The sequence below is a fragment of the Stappia sp. genome (genome assembly GCF_965276915.1).
GTDB lineage: Bacteria > Pseudomonadota > Alphaproteobacteria > Rhizobiales > Stappiaceae > Stappia.
In genome coordinates, this window is sequence record NZ_OZ255709.1 from 614,219 (window position 1) to 628,696 (window position 14,478).

Below are 14,478 nucleotides of genomic sequence, written 5' to 3' on the forward strand. Positions count from 1 at the left end.
CATCCGCCGCGCGAGGCTCTAGCAGAAGCGGAAAACAGGTTTGACGCTCCCAACGAACGAGGATACGCCCCATGACGACCCACACGCTTCTTCTCCTGCCCGGCGACGGCATCGGCCCGGAAATCATGGTCGAGGTGAAGAAGGTCCTTGCCTGGTTCAACGCCCGCGGCACGGCCGGCTTCGAAACGGAAGAGGATCTCGTCGGCGGCGCAGCCTATGACGCCCACGGCAAGGCGATCTCCGACGCGGCCATGGACAAGGCGATGGCCGCCGACGCGGTGCTGTTCGGTGCGGTCGGCGGACCGAAGTGGGACGGCGTTCCCTATGATGTGCGGCCCGAGGCCGGCCTGCTGCGCCTGCGCAAGGACATGCAGCTCTTCGCCAACCTGCGCCCGGCCATCTGCTACCCGGCGCTTGCCGATGCCTCCTCGCTGAAGCGCGACGTGGTCGAGGGCCTCGACATCCTGATCCTGCGCGAGCTGACCGGCGGCGTCTATTTCGGCGAGCCGAAGGAAATCACCGAACTCGGCAACGGCCAGAAGCGCGCCGTCGACACCCAGGTCTACGAGAGCTACGAGATCGACCGCATCGCCCGCGCCGCCTTCGAGCTTGCCCGCACCCGCGGCGGCAAGGTCACCTCGATGGAAAAGCGCAACGTGATGAAGTCCGGCGTGCTCTGGAACGAGGTCGTCACCCAGGCCCATGCCGACGGCTATGAGGACGTCACGCTGGAGCACATGCTCGCCGATGCCGGCGGCATGCAGCTGGTGCGCTGGCCCAAGCAGTTCGACGTCATCGTCACCGACAACCTGTTCGGCGACATGCTCTCGGACGTCGCGGCGATGCTCACCGGCTCGCTCGGCATGCTGCCCTCGGCCTCGCTCGGCGCGCCCGATCCCGCCACCGGCAAGCGCAAGGCGCTGTACGAGCCGGTGCACGGCTCCGCTCCCGACATCGCCGGCCAGGGCGCGGCCAATCCGATCGCCATGATCGCCAGCTTCGCCATGTGCCTGCGCTATTCCTTCGAACTGGTTGCGGAAGCCGACCTGCTCGAAAAGGCGATCTCCGCCACGCTCGACAAGGGGCTGCGCACCCGCGACATCGCGCAGAAGGGCGAGGCCACGATCAGCACGTCCCAGATGGGCGATGCCATCGTCGCCGAACTGGACGCGCTGAGCGCCTGATCGCGCACGACGCAACTGCAACGAAAAACCGGCGCCGCTTCTGCGGCGCCGGTTTTTTAGTTTTCTCTGCCTGTCGGCCGCGAAGCGCGGCGGGACCTCACGCTGTCGCGGCGTCGTCCAGGGTGCGCGCCTCGTCGGGGAGCATGATCGGAATGCCGTCGCGAATCGGGTAGGCGAGCTTGGCCGCCCGCGAGATCAGTTCCTGACGCTCGGCATCATATTCCAGTGTCGTCTTGGTCAGCGGGCAGACGAGCAGCTCGAGAAGCTTGCGGTCGAGCACATGCCCGCTCTCAGGCCCGGTTTCAGGCTTGGACTCAGGCCTGGACCCCGGCTTTTTCTCGGACTTGCTGTCACTCCCGGTTCCGGAAGCGGTATCGGTTGCCATGGCACAGGTCTCCGGCATTGGGGCGCGGCGGCTCCCGGGTCTTCGCACACGCCCCGGATGCCACTGTTCCGATTGCTGCCACGCGGTCGCGCCTATTGCAAGATCATGCCGTCGTCGCCCTCGCGCCGGGCAAGATCCACTTCCGTCAGCGCCACCAGCGTTTCCGCCCGCGTGCGCAGGTCCGGCGCTTCCAGCAGCGCCTGTTTTTCCGCCGGACCGTAGGGACTCATCATCGACAGGGCGTTGACCAGGACCTCCGTCGAGGCCCGGTCGATGCTCTCCCAGTCGGCCTCCAGGTCGTTGGCGTCCAGGTAGATCCGAAGCGCCTTGACCAGGCCCTCCCGGTCGACGGCGCTCTCGCCACATCCCGTGTCGAAATCCATGGTGAAATCCGCAACCGATATCCGGCCGATCCGGTACGGGGTCACGGTTTCGAGCTCTTCTTCCAGGGTGAAGCGGGCGATGCCGGTAAGCGTCACCAGATAGCGGCCGTCGCCCGTCTCCTGATAAGCGACGATGCGGCCCAGGCAGCCGACCGTGACCAGCGGCGGCGTGTCGTCGCCGGCCGTCCCACCCACGTTGAAGTCCGGCTGGATCATCCCCACCACCCGGTCGCCCTTCAACGCCGCGTCGATCATCGCCACGTAGCGCGGTTCGAAAATGTTGAGCGGCATCTGCGCCTTGGGCAGCAGCACGGCGCCCGTCAGCGGGAACAGCGGCACGGTGGCCGGCAGGTCGCCCGGGGCGGAATAGGTGGCGTTTCCGGCAAGCATCGCGGAATGGCTCTCCAAGCGGTCTGTGCGGCGAGCGGCAGCTATAGGGGCGGCCTGCCCGTCTCCTTGTCCCACCTATATGGGAAAGAAGACGGCCTGCGACCACCCGGCCAGCGAAAAGGAGCATAAAACCGGCGGCTTGCCGCAATCGCAAGCCGCCCGGTTGCCCTTCAGCTGAACAGCACGGAAGAGAGCTTGCGGCGGCCGTAACCGGTCGCCGGCTCCTTCGCCCCCCAGGCCTCGAAGAACTGCAGCAGCTGCTTGCGTGCCCCGTCCTCGTTCCAGCTCCGGTCACGGCGCACGATCTCGATCAGGTGATCGACCGCCTGCTGGCGATCCGCACCCGAGCCGAGCGCCACGGCAAGGTCGAACCGCGCCTGATGATCGGCCGGATCGGCGGCGATGCGCGCCTCCAGCTCGGCCAGGTCGCCCAGCGCCCCGGCCTGTTCGGCAAGGTCGATCGCTGCCCTGGCCGCACTGATCGCGGGATCCTTGGCCGCCGCCTCGGGCGCGGCATCGAGGACCTCGCGCGCCTTGTCGAGCGCATCGGCCGCCACATAGCACTGGGCAAGACCGCCGATCGCCGCGCCGTTCTCCGCTTCCATCGACAGGACCGCACCATAGAGCTGGGCGGCACGCGCCAGATCGCCGGCCTCGCGCGCGGCTTCCGCCTCCCCCAGCACCTGCTCCGCGTCGCTCGGTCCGATCGGCCCGGCGACGCGTTCGATGAAGGCCTTGATCTGGCTCTCCTGCTGGGCGCCCATGAACCCGTCCAGCGGCTGGCCGTTCTTGAAGGCGATAACGGCGGGGATCGACTGGATGCCGAGCTGGCCGGCGACTTCCGGATGCTCGTCGATATTCATCTTGGCCAGCACCACCGCGCCGCGCGCATCGCGCACGACCTTTTCCAGGATCGGCGTCAGCTGCTTGCAAGGCCCGCACCACGGCGCCCAGAAGTCGACCAGAACCGGCTGCTGGCGCGACGCCTCGATGACGTCGCTCATGAAGCTCTGGGTGGTCACGTCCCGGATCAGTTCGGCCCCGGAGCCGGGCACCGCATGGCCCTGCGGATCGAGAATTCCGGATGCGGGCTGGCCGGCCGGGGCGGCGGCCGCCTCCGGACGGGCGGAAGCCTGGCCAGGTGTCTGGCCGGGTGTCTGGCCCGAACCGTAACCTGCGCCGCCGAAGGACCCGCCAAAGCTGCCTCCGACCGAGAAACCGTCATTACTCATCGTCATCGTCCCCGATTGCGCGCGTCGCCATCCTGCCGGGCGTGCCGCGCCTGTTCCTCAAGCCGTTTGGCCGGTCCGCGCGCCAGACGCGCGAGGCCGGTCCGCGGCTCCACCCGTCACACATTCATGCCGCGTCAATTCGCGCCTAACATGGGCGCAAGGACGGCAAAATTCAAACTTCGCGAGAGCGCGCGCTATCAGCTCCCCGAAACGGCGACGATCCGCGGCTCGTGGCCGCAGGCCCGGGCGAAGGCGATCAGCCCCTCGCTTGCGATGGTTGTCGTTGCCGTGTTCTCCAGCGGATGGAAGTTGAGCGGGTCGACCTCCATCATCGCCGCGTCGAAAACGGCAGTCACCCGCTGTCCTTGCCGGTCGTTGATCAGCGCGAAGGGCGTCACCGAACCGGGCTCCACGCCAAGCACCTCCATCAGGAGGTCCGGCTTGCCGAAGGAGACCCTTCCTTGCGCGCCGATCTTCTGGTGAATGGTCTTCAGGTCGATCTGCGCATCGTGCAGCGCCACGACGAGAAAGATCGCTCCCTTCTTGTCCTTCAGGAAGAGATTCTTGGTGTGACCGCCCGGGATCTCGTCATGAATATGCGTCGATTCGGCAACGGTGAAGACGGCCGGATGGTCGCGCGTGGAAACGGCGATCCCGGACGCGGAGAGGAGGGTGAAAAGATCTTCGCGGCTGGCGGGCATCGGGCGGTCCTGGTCTGTCTGCCGCCTTGCCGGCCCACGGCCGTCAAGGCGATGAAAACGCATCGGACGCGGACCCTAGCCGAGGCAATGGCGGGGGCACAAGCCAGGCCCCCGAAAGCCGCGTTGCAAGGGGAGAAATCCACTGCTGATCCACAGCCGGCGAGCTTTCCCGCAAAGGCGAAAAACACTGTTGCAATCCGCATCGCCTTGGTCCATATACAGCCCACCTCAGGCGCCGGTCTCAACCGGCTGCCACCAGTGGACGCGGGCGTAGCTCAGGGGTAGAGCACAACCTTGCCAAGGTTGGGGTCGTGGGTTCGAATCCCATCGCCCGCTCCAGATCATCTCCTTGCAGAACAAGATATTGCCGGACCCGGCGGGCCTGCCGCTGGCGCATGCGATGCGCATGGCCCGGACCCGCATTCGGGGTCCGTCGCACGGACGTTCTCATGTCCGGCAGCTCGGATCCAGCAGCCTGTCTCCATCACGACAGGGACGTCTGCGGCGCCCACGCAAGTTGCGGCGAGGGCCGCCCGATCAGGTAGCCCTGTGCGATGTCGCAGCCGAAAGATTCCAGAACCCGCATCTGCTCCTCGGTCTCGACCCCTTCGGCGACAGCCGTCATGCCCAGGCTGTGCGCCAGGCTGACAATCGTCCGCACGATCGCTGCATCGTCATCGGCGATACCGATGTTTCGAACGAACGACTGGTCGATCTTCAGCCGTGACACCGGGAAGCGCTTCAGGTGGGTGAGCGACGCGTAGCCCGTGCCGAAATCATCGAGCGACAGGCTGATGCCCATCCGCCGGAGCTGGGTCAGCGTCTCGGAGACCCGTTCGGCCGCCCGGTCGAGGAGCACGTTCTCGGTCACCTCGAACTCGAGCCGGTCGCTCGACAGCCCGTACCTGTCCAGTGCTTCGGCAACCTGCTGCGGAAACTGCGCGTCCTTCAGTTGTGACGTCGCCAGGTTGATGGCGATATGGCCGGGATCGCGGCCCTCGGCAAGCGCACGCGCCAGCGCGGAGAAGGCGCGTTCCATGATGGCCCGGCCAAGCAGGCCCCCAAGCCCTATATCCTCGGCAATGCCGACGAATTCGGCCGGACTGACCGCTTCGCCCCGATGCCGCCAGCGGGCCAGGACCTCGAAACCGACCACGTGCTTGCCGGTGATTTCCAAGAGGGGCTGGAAGGCAACCGCGATTTCATCCGCGGCAATCGCGGCGCGCAACGCATCGCCGATCTCGTGGCGCCGCTCAAGCCGCCGGCGCAGCTGCGGATTGAACATCGTCCAGCAGTTGCGCCCGCGCGCCTTGGACTGGTAGAGCGCGATATCGGCGTTCTTGACCAGATCGGTCGCCGTCTCGCCATCCGTGGGAAACATCGTGATGCCCATCGAGATGCCGGGACGGATCATCCGGCCGCCGAGATGGATGCGCGCGGTCAGGGCCTTGTGCAGCTTCTGCACCATCCGTTCCACCGACAGTTCGTCGCCAAGGCCGGTCAGCAAAACGGCGAACTCGTCGCCTCCAAGCCTGGCAACGACATCGCTGCGTCGCACCTGTCGCAGCAGACGGCGCGAGACCGTCGTCAGCAACTTGTCCCCCACATCGTGGCCGAGCGTATCATTGACCGTCTTGAAATGGTCGAGATCGATGATGATGAAAGCGCCGAAGCGATCAGGCACACGCTCGCCAAGAAGCGCGGCATCGAGCTCGCGCATCATCACCGAGCGATTGGCCAGCTGCGTCAGCCCGTCCGTCTCGGCCGTGCGGCGGATTGCCAGTTCGGCCTGCTTCAAGGCCGTAATGTCGGTTCGCGCACCGACGATGACACCGCTCTGCGACCGCCGCTCGCTGACCTGCAACCAGCGCCCGTCCGACAGGAACTGGATACTGGGACTGGATGGCGGATCCCGGTGGATGGCGAGCCGCTCCTGCACCCAGGCTTCCTGCTCTTGCGGCGTTTGTCCGACACCTGCGTACTGACCGACGGACACACCATGGCGCAGGATGTCCTCGAACCGCGCACCCGCGCGGATGACGCCGGTGGAGCGGGTATAGAAATCCTTGTAGGCACGGTTGAACAGGATCAGCCGGTCGTCGCGATCATAGGCGGCGATCGCGTCGGGGATCGTCTCGATGATATCATGCAGCAGGGCCCTTGCATCCTCCAGTGCCCGGCGCTGCTCCTCGTCCTGCGTCACATCGACGAAACTTGCGATCACCTCGTGGTCCTCGGAAAACGGCGAGGACACGAACTGCGCGTTGACCCGCAGCCAGCGCGTGTTTCCGTCCGGCAGGCGGATGCCGACGATCTCGTTGCGGATCGCCTTGCCGGTGCGCAAGACGATCGAGGAGGGCATCTCCTCCCCGAGCCGCGGACGGCCGTCGGGAAAGATCGTGCCCCAGCGCGGATCGGCCATCGCCCGCCCGGTCATCTGTTCCTCGCTCAGGCCGAGCAGCCGGCAGGCTTCCGGATTGGCGCTGACGATGGCCCCGCTCGCGTCGTGACGAATGATGCCGGCCGCGACGTTTTCCACCAGCACCCGGGTGCGCGTCTGCGTCTCGATCAGCTCGGTGACATCGCTCTGCACGCTGACAAAGCCTTCGAGCGTGCCATCGGCTCGGTGGAAGGGCCGGATGTCCACGTCCAGCCAGTAGCGCCGGCCGTCCCGGGACTGGTTGAGGATCTGGGTACGGATCGCGCGCCCGGCGCCAACCGCCTCGCGCACCTCTTCGGACGTGCGCGGGTCGGTCTCCGGACATTCCAGGAGATCGCCCGGCCTGCGGCCGGCCACTTCCTGCGGGCTGTAGCCCGTCAGACGCACGAAAGCCGGGTTGACCCACTGCACCAGACCGTCCCGGTCGCAGACCACGACCGCGTTGTTGGTCGCCTGGATGACAATGTCCGAGCGCCGGAGCTGCTGAGCCAGGCGCTCCCGCCTGGTGATGTCGCGGGTAACCCCCCGGTAGCCGAGGAACGAACCGCCGGGGCCGTAGCGCGGGCGGCCGTTGACCTCCGCCCACATCGGATCGCCATCGGCGCGGGTCGTGGGAAACACGAAATTGACGATCGGCTGCCGCCGTTCCACGGTATCCGCATAGCTGCGCCACAGCGGATCGGCGGCCGGATCCACCCCGGTAACCTCCCAGCGTGTCCGGCCGAGCCAGTCGCTGAAGTCGACCCCGAGCCGCCCGCCGTCGCCCATCACGCTGGTGAACCGGTGCGCGGCGTCGGTCTCCCACACCCAGTCGGAGGACACCGCGACGAAATCCTGGAGGCGCTGATGGGCATCGTTGAGCCGGCGGACCGCGTCGCTGCGTTCGGTCTGGTCGACGGAAACGCCGACGCCCCCGACGATCACCCCGTCCAGAACAATCGGCTCGATCGATGTCTCGGACACCACGCGGCCACGCGACGTCACCATCTCGCGGCTGTAATGGACCCGTTCGCCGGCGATGACCCGCAAATGCATCGCCGTCCAGTCGCGGCCCTCCTCCGGCCCCAGGCCGGCCTCGCTCGGCAGCAGGCCCGTCACGTCGCCATGGGTCTCCCGGTCGATCCGGTTCTGGAAGACGTAGCGGCCGGACCTGTCGAAAATCCACGCAGGCTGGGGAAGGCAGTCGAGCGCCGCGACGAGGCTGCGGTTGCTTTCCAGAATGCCGGTCCCTTTCGCGGGAGTGGCGCCCAGCCGATCCATCATCTCGTCCCGTCGGGATTCGGTCTCGGCCGCCGGCCACGATCCGGCAAAGCGCAGAGCCGTCTCCGGCTTGATCCTGTCATTGGTACGGCTTCCGAAGCCGCCTGGTTCGCACGTTGCCCGCCACCCTTGTCCACCCATCGCGCGGACTTGCAACCATATCCTGCTTCCGGTTCTCACAGGCTACAACAACCGGATGCGCCGCTGCAGTCAGTGAAGACAGGAAGACATACTTGAGTGTCCGAAAGGTTACAGGCTTGCACGGATTCGGAAAGCTTCAATACGGCAGAAACGCCCGTGAAACGGTATCGTCAGACTGAATTTCCCGCATACGGCCGTTGCGGAAGGCTTGTGGCGGTGCGATGTCGTCAACGTCGCACCGCCGCGGACAGCCCTCCGCGCATCCCTCCTAATGAAATTGATTTTTCGCGCCAGTTTGCTATCAAGCGCGGACGACATGCAGGCCGGTCGCGCCCGGCACCGTCGATGGTCCCGTAGCTCAGCAGGATAGAGCATCAGATTCCTAATCTGAGGGTCACAGGTTCGAATCCTGTCGGGATCACCACTTCCTCCAAGCTAACGACCGCCAAACTGTGTCCGGAACGGTCCGGCTCGAGGACCGTCATTCGGGCAGGATTCGCGGCAACCAGAGCCAGGCAACGATACCGGCAACGAGGGTGAGCAGCCCGCTCACGCCGACGACGATGTGCATTCCTGCGACAAACGCCTCCCTGGCCTGCTCGGCGGCCTGCGGGGTGATGCCCGCATGATCGAGCGTTTCGTCGAGCGTTCCGGCCACCCCCGGGCCGAGCAGCCGGAAACTCAGGGCGGCCAGCGATCCGAGCAGGGTTATGCCCAAGGCGTTTCCCAGCTCGTTGCTGGTTTCGGCAAGGGACCCGGCAGCGCCGGCCCGCTCGGGTGGAACCGCGGATACCGCAACCTCGGCAACCAGGCTGAACGACAGGCCGTAGCCGATGCCGGCAACAATCGTGGAAGCAACAAAGGCCGCGACACCTGCCTCGGTGCTCGTGAACAACAACATCGACACACCCGCGCTGATGAGCAGATATGTCGCGACGAGAGCCGCCTTGCGCCCGATCCGCTCGACGATGCGCGCCGTGCCCATGCATGTCATCGTCAGCACGACGGCTCCCGGCAACGTCAGAAGCGCCGTCGTGAACACGTCGAAACCGAGCACGGACTGCAGGTACATCCCGGACAGGAAGCTGGCAGCGGACCAGACGACCAGCGACAGGAACCCGGTCAGGATCGCGATCGAGAAGACGCGGTCGCGGAACAGGCCGAGGTCCACCAAGGGGTGGTCGATGCGGGTCTGTCGGCGCAGAAAGATCGAGAGGGCGAGGATACCGACAAGTCCGCCCGCCGATTGCGCCGTCGAGAAACCCTCGGCAGCCGCCGTCTTGAGCGACCAGGTGAACAACAGGATGCCGAGGAATGACGACAGAAGGCTCGGCAGGTCGATCCGGCCGTGGGTCGTCGAGCGCACCTCGCGCAGCAGGATCGGCGCGGCAAGCAGGAAGGCGAGCACGACAGGGACATTGATGAGGAAGACCGCGCCCCACTCGAACTGCCTGAGCAGGAGCCCGCCGATGAGCGGTCCGATGGCGAAGCCGGCCGCGAAAGTCGCGGCGAATATGCCGATGGCCCGCGCGCGCCGGCGCGGGTCCGGGAACAGCGCGCTGACGATGGCAAGCCCGGCCGGCAGCAATGTCGCGCCGCCCAATCCCATGAGGGCCCGGGCGGCAATCAGCATCAATGGCGACTGCGACCATGCGGCGGCAAGCGACCCTGCGCCGAAGATCACCGCACCTGTCATCATGAGCCTGAGCCGCCCGTAGCGGTCGCCGATATTGCCGAATGCGATCAGCAGCGAACCGACGACGAAACCATAGATGTCGAGGATCCAGAGCGCCTGGTCCGCTGTCGGGGTGAGCGCCGAAGTCACGTGCGGCATGGCGAGATAGAGAATGGAGCCGTCCATTGCGACGAGAAGGACGAGCGGAAGCACGGCCAGGAAGCCCAGCCAGGCGTTTCGGCTTTCGGTGCCTGGAAGCGTCATGTCTGTCATCGGGATACAAATCCTCTGTGTGCGGCGCGCGAGCACGCGGCATCGGCCGCCGAACGGACGCCGGCGGATGGTTGCTTTTGAAGAAGTGGCTCTATATACTGAAGGTAACTTACTAATGGTATATAGTGATGTCAAGCGTGCAGAATGACCGTCGGAACGCCTCGAAGCGTGTTCGCCTGAGCCGTGAGCAGCGGTACCGCCAGCTTCTCGGCGTTGCCTGGCAGCTTGCGCGGGAGGAGGGCACGGATGCCCTGACGCTGCCGCGCCTGGCCGACGAAGCCGGCGTCACCAAACCGGTGATTTACGATCATTTCGGAACGCGAAACGGCCTGCTGACCGCGCTCTACCAGGACTTCGACGCGCGCCAGACACTGGTGATAGATGCCGCGATCGAGGCCGCCGCACCGACCCTGGAAGCGACGGCCGGGGTCATCGCGTCGTCCTATGTCGATTGCGTGCTTGCCCAGGGGCGCGAAATTCCGGGCGTCCTCGCGGGGCTGGCCGGGTCCCCGGAACTGGAAGCGGTCAAGCGGGACTATCAGCGGGCATTCATCGAGAAGTGCAGACGGGCACTTGCACCATTCACCGGCGAGAAGGGGATCCTGCCACCCGGTTTCTGGGCGATGCTCGGTGCCGCCGATGCCTTGTCGCATGCCGCCGCGCGCAGGGAAATCTCGATCGAGGCGGCAAAGGCGGAACTCAACGAGATCATCATGGCGATGGCTGCCAGAAGCGAACGTTAGCTCCTGCGCGGACCCGGGCTCCGCCGGCGAACTCGTCGTCGTCACGTTGAGCGGCCAAGGGCCGACGGCCGGCGCACCCGGCCAAAGCCGGCAGGGCGATCCGCAAGAAAGCTGCGGCGGCACGCCATACGCGGGTCCCCGCCCGGCCCGGCTCGGGCCCTGCGGAAATCGCCAAAAGCCGGACGGATTCCGGCAAGTTGCGACAAGTTTTTGCAAAAATCTTCGAGAAATTGCGCGATTCTTTTTCGAAATTGCATCCCGGTTTACGCCGTCATGCCGTCGTTACACACACCCCCTATCACTCGTCCCGCAGTCGGCGCCACGGTCGGTCTCCCGTCGGGGTATCCCCCTTTGCACGGGGCATCCGGCTTGCGCCGCTTCGCGTGAACAGGGGCGTTTGCGCCTCGGCTTGCACAGCTGTGCAAAGGACGGAACATGACGAACCAGGGCTTCCTCGACATTGCTGGACTGTTCGCCGGATACGGTGCGACGCGGGTGCTCGACGGACTGGATCTGGCGATCGGGGAGGGTGAGTTCGTCGCCCTGCTCGGCGCCTCGGGTTGCGGCAAGACGACCCTGCTGCGCGCCATCGCCGGTTTCGCGACGCCCTCGGCCGGCCGCATCAAAGTCGCCGGCCGGGACGTAACCCGCCAGCCGCCGGACAAGCGCGACATGGCGCTGGTGTTCCAGTCCTATGCCCTGTGGCCGCATATGAGCGTCGCGCAGAACATCGGCTACGGGCTGAAGTTGCGCGGCCGGTCCAAGGCCGAGATCGCCCGCCGCGTCGGCGAACTGGAAGAGCTGCTCGGCCTGGCCGGGCTGGGCCACCGCAAGCCGGCTGCACTCTCGGGCGGACAGCGCCAGCGCGTCGCGCTCGGCCGGGCGCTCGCCGTCGACCCCCGCATCCTGCTGCTCGACGAGCCGCTCTCCAATCTCGACGCGCGCATCCGCCTGAAGGTGCGCCACGACATTTCCGCCCTGCAGAAGCGCCTCGGCATCACCGCCGTCCATGTCACCCATGACCGGGAGGAGGCGATGGTGATGGCCGACCGCATCGTCATCCTCGATCGCGGACGCATCGCCCAGCAGGGCACCCCGCAGGCGCTCTACAACCGCCCGGCCACCTCCTTCGTCGCCGCCTTCATGGGCGCGGAGAACCGGATCGACCTCACCGGGCAGGTTGCCGGCGACAGGGTGGGGATCGCCGCCGGTCCCGACAACGCAAAGGCCGACCTGCCGCGCGAAGGCCGACCCCTGTCCAGCGGCCCGCTGGAAGCGCGCTTCCGCGCCGAGGCGGCCGAGCTGGTCGCCGACGAGGGCGGCGGCAACCCCGCGACAACCGACGGCGCGCTGGAGCTTTCCGGCCGCGTCGAGACGGCCAGCTATCCCGGCGGCGCCTGGCGCCACTCGGTCCGGGTCGGCGGCGAGACGCTGCTGGTCGACGGCCCCGAACCCTTCGCGCAAGGCGCGGCGGTGCGCATCCGCATCCCGGCCTCCGCGCTGTTCCTCTTCGACCGGCCGGGCAACACGCCCGGCAGGCCCGAAGGTTCCACGAGCGACGGCCCGAACGGCCGCGTCCTGGAAGCATCGCAGAGCTGACTGACCCTGGTGACTACAAAGCGGAGAACCGACATGCGGAACCTTCTTTCGGCGACCCTGGCGCTGGGCCTCGCGTCCACGCCCGTCGCGGCGACCGAACTCACCGTCATCACGGCGGGCGACCAGAACATGGTCGACTACATCAACGAATATCTCGGCCCGCTCTTCGAGGAGCAGAACCCGGGTCACACGGTCCGCGCGGTCGGCACCGGTCCGGGCGATGCCGGCTCGCAGAAGATCGTCGAGCGCTTCGAGGCGCAGAAGCAGGCCGGCAGCGAGACCTGGGACACCGATGTCGCCGTCGCCCACGAGAAGTTCATCGGCCCGATGATCGAGGGCGGCTATCTCGCCGCCTATCGCGACAACATCGCCACCGGCAAGCTGGTCACCCGCGGCAATGCCGACATGGCGCTCGGCGCCAGGGTCAGCGGCTATGTCATGCCGATGTTCAACAGCCAGACGGCGCTTGCCTACAACCCGGCGCTGGTGCCCAACCCGCCGAAGAGCTACGCGGAGCTCGCCGCCTGGGTGAAGGAAAACCCGAAGCAGTTCGGCTACAACGGCATCAAGGGCGGCGCCTCCGGCGTCAGCTTCGTCATGGGCTGGATCTACGCCTTCGGCGAGGGCGACGCCACCAAGCTGATGAACGGCCCGTTCGAGGAAGCCGAGACGCAGAAGTGGGATGCGGCCTTCGACAGCCTCAAGGAGTTCACACAGAACGCCACCCTCACCCCGGGCAATGCCGGCACGCTCGACCTCCTGTCGCGCGGCGAGATCGCCGTCGGTCCGGTCTGGGTGGACATGTTCTACTCCTGGCAGGCCAACGGCCAGCTGCCGCCGGAATTCAAGCTGGTGCTGCCGGCGCCCGGCATGCCCGGCCAGCCGATGCACTACGTGATCCCGGAAAAGGCCGCCCACAAGGAACTGGCCGAGAAGTTCGTCGAGCTCGCCACCAGCCCGAAGGTGCAGGCGGAAGGCATCGTCAAGCGCTTCAACTGGTATCCCGGCATCGACGCCCAGCATGTCCAGGCCGAGCTCGACGCGGACACCTGGAACAAGCTGTTCACCGACGTGACCCCGGAAGATCTCGCCAGCTACGGCAAGCCTTTCCCGATCGCCCCCTACAACACCGCGATCCTGGAAGCCTACGAGGCCAAGGCGGCGAACTGATCCGCGCCTGACCCGCCGTATCCGACAGACAAGGGCCGCCCGGCAGTCCCGGGCGGCCCTAACCGGAACGACAACCCCATGCAAAGACGCCTGCTTGCACTGCTTCTCGTCCTGCCGGCGCTGACGGTGATCCTGTTCCTGTTCGTGCTGCCGCTCGCCCTGTCGGTCGTCGGCGCCTTCGAGACGGACGCAGGTTTCGGGCTCGACAATTTCGTCAAGTCCTTCGCCCTCTACAGCTCCGACATTCTCTTCACCCTGGTGATCGTCAGCCTGTCGACCTGCCTGATCGGCGTTGTCTCGATTGCCATCGGCGGCTACCTGACGCTTGGCGAGAACCCGCGCGCCGTTGCCATCCTGCGCTGGCTCTACCGCTGGCCGCTGTTCATTCCCTTCATCGTCGTCGGCCAGGTCCTGCGGACCTTCCTCGCCAAGAACGGATTGATGAACAACATTCTCGTCGGCGCCGGGCTGATCACCCCGCTGCAGGCGATCAGCTTCCTCGACTGGCGCGGCATCGTCATCGCCTTCGTCTGGAAGCAGACCCCTTTCGTCACCCTGCTGCTTGCCGGCGCCATGGCCTCCGTCGACCGCGGCACGATCGAGGCGGCCCGCAATCTGGGCGCCTCGCGACTGCGCATCCTGGTCGAGATCCTGGTGCCCCAGGTGGCCCGCACGCTGATGGTCGCCCTGGTGCTCTCCTTCGTCACGATGATGTCGGTGCTCTCCGTGCCGCTGATGATCAATGCCCAGTCGCCGACCATGCTGACGGCCGACATCGCCTTCCGCATCAACGCCTATGGCGACTACGGCGTCGCCAACGCGCTCGGCCTGATCTCGCTCGCCGCGACCGCCTGCGTCGCCTGGTTCTACCTGCGCCAGAGCATAAGGGAACGCGGATGACC

The 14,478-nt window shown here is 66.4% G+C and carries 11 protein-coding genes and 2 tRNA genes; 7 read left to right on the plus strand and 6 right to left on the minus strand.

Annotation, left to right across the window (positions count from 1 at the left end; genetic code table 11):
* Positions 1 to 71 precede the first annotated feature (71 nt).
* Positions 72 to 1,184: a 3-isopropylmalate dehydrogenase gene (gene leuB / locus ACQY46_RS02820; protein ID WP_428698804.1), complete on the plus strand. Its 1,113-nt coding sequence runs from the start codon at positions 72 to 74 to the stop codon at positions 1,182 to 1,184.
* 97 nt (positions 1,185 to 1,281) lie between these two features.
* Here the strand turns inward: leuB and ACQY46_RS02825 are convergent, their stop codons facing one another.
* The 4 genes from ACQY46_RS02825 to ACQY46_RS02840 all read right to left on the minus strand — a co-directional run bounded on the left by ACQY46_RS02825 (position 1,282) and on the right by ACQY46_RS02840 (position 4,275).
* Complete coding sequence (locus tag ACQY46_RS02825) at positions 1,282 to 1,464, minus strand: Trm112 family protein (protein WP_428700392.1); 183 nt, start codon at positions 1,462 to 1,464, stop codon at positions 1,282 to 1,284.
* A gap of 197 nt (positions 1,465 to 1,661) precedes the next feature.
* Complete coding sequence (locus tag ACQY46_RS02830) at positions 1,662 to 2,342, minus strand: LON peptidase substrate-binding domain-containing protein (RefSeq protein ID WP_428698805.1); 681 nt, start codon at positions 2,340 to 2,342, stop codon at positions 1,662 to 1,664.
* 170 nt (positions 2,343 to 2,512) lie between these two features.
* Positions 2,513 to 3,574, minus strand: coding sequence for a thioredoxin (gene trxA, locus ACQY46_RS02835; protein ID WP_428698806.1), 1,062 nt, complete (start codon positions 3,572 to 3,574; stop codon positions 2,513 to 2,515).
* A 197-nt stretch (positions 3,575 to 3,771) separates the two neighbouring features.
* On the minus strand, positions 3,772 to 4,275 hold the full coding sequence (locus ACQY46_RS02840) for a prolyl-tRNA synthetase associated domain-containing protein (protein ID WP_428698807.1): 504 nt from the start codon (positions 4,273 to 4,275) through the stop codon (positions 3,772 to 3,774).
* Positions 4,276 to 4,539: 264 nt separating this feature from the next.
* On the opposite strand from ACQY46_RS02840, the gene ACQY46_RS02845 reads away from it, so the two are divergent.
* Positions 4,540 to 4,614 (plus strand) — tRNA-Gly (locus tag ACQY46_RS02845).
* A 145-nt stretch (positions 4,615 to 4,759) separates the two neighbouring features.
* On the opposite strand, the gene ACQY46_RS02850 is transcribed toward ACQY46_RS02845, so the two are convergent.
* The gene (locus ACQY46_RS02850) at positions 4,760 to 7,975 is read right to left on the minus strand and encodes an EAL domain-containing protein (protein WP_428698808.1); all 3,216 of its coding nucleotides are present in this window, start codon (positions 7,973 to 7,975) and stop codon (positions 4,760 to 4,762) included.
* Positions 7,976 to 8,463: 488 nt separating this feature from the next.
* Between ACQY46_RS02850 and ACQY46_RS02855 the strand changes: the two genes are divergently transcribed.
* Positions 8,464 to 8,540, plus strand: a tRNA-Arg gene (locus ACQY46_RS02855).
* A 57-nt stretch (positions 8,541 to 8,597) separates the two neighbouring features.
* Here the strand turns inward: ACQY46_RS02855 and ACQY46_RS02860 are convergent.
* Complete coding sequence (locus tag ACQY46_RS02860; RefSeq protein WP_428698809.1) at positions 8,598 to 10,064, minus strand: MFS transporter; 1,467 nt, start codon at positions 10,062 to 10,064, stop codon at positions 8,598 to 8,600.
* Positions 10,065 to 10,192: 128 nt separating this feature from the next.
* Between ACQY46_RS02860 and ACQY46_RS02865 the strand changes: the two genes are divergently transcribed.
* From ACQY46_RS02865 to ACQY46_RS02880, 4 genes are all read left to right on the plus strand, one after another.
* A complete protein-coding gene (locus ACQY46_RS02865; protein ID WP_428698810.1) occupies positions 10,193 to 10,807 on the plus strand; it encodes a TetR/AcrR family transcriptional regulator in 615 nt (204 codons plus the stop codon).
* 435 nt (positions 10,808 to 11,242) lie between these two features.
* On the plus strand, positions 11,243 to 12,406 hold the full coding sequence (locus tag ACQY46_RS02870) for an ABC transporter ATP-binding protein (RefSeq protein ID WP_428698811.1): 1,164 nt from the start codon (positions 11,243 to 11,245) through the stop codon (positions 12,404 to 12,406).
* A gap of 33 nt (positions 12,407 to 12,439) precedes the next feature.
* Positions 12,440 to 13,576, plus strand: coding sequence for an extracellular solute-binding protein (locus ACQY46_RS02875; protein ID WP_428698812.1), 1,137 nt, complete (start codon positions 12,440 to 12,442; stop codon positions 13,574 to 13,576).
* Positions 13,577 to 13,654: 78 nt separating this feature from the next.
* Positions 13,655 to 14,476, plus strand: coding sequence for an ABC transporter permease (locus tag ACQY46_RS02880; protein ID WP_428698813.1), 822 nt, complete (start codon positions 13,655 to 13,657; stop codon positions 14,474 to 14,476).
* The last annotated feature ends 2 nt before the right edge of the window (positions 14,477 to 14,478 follow it).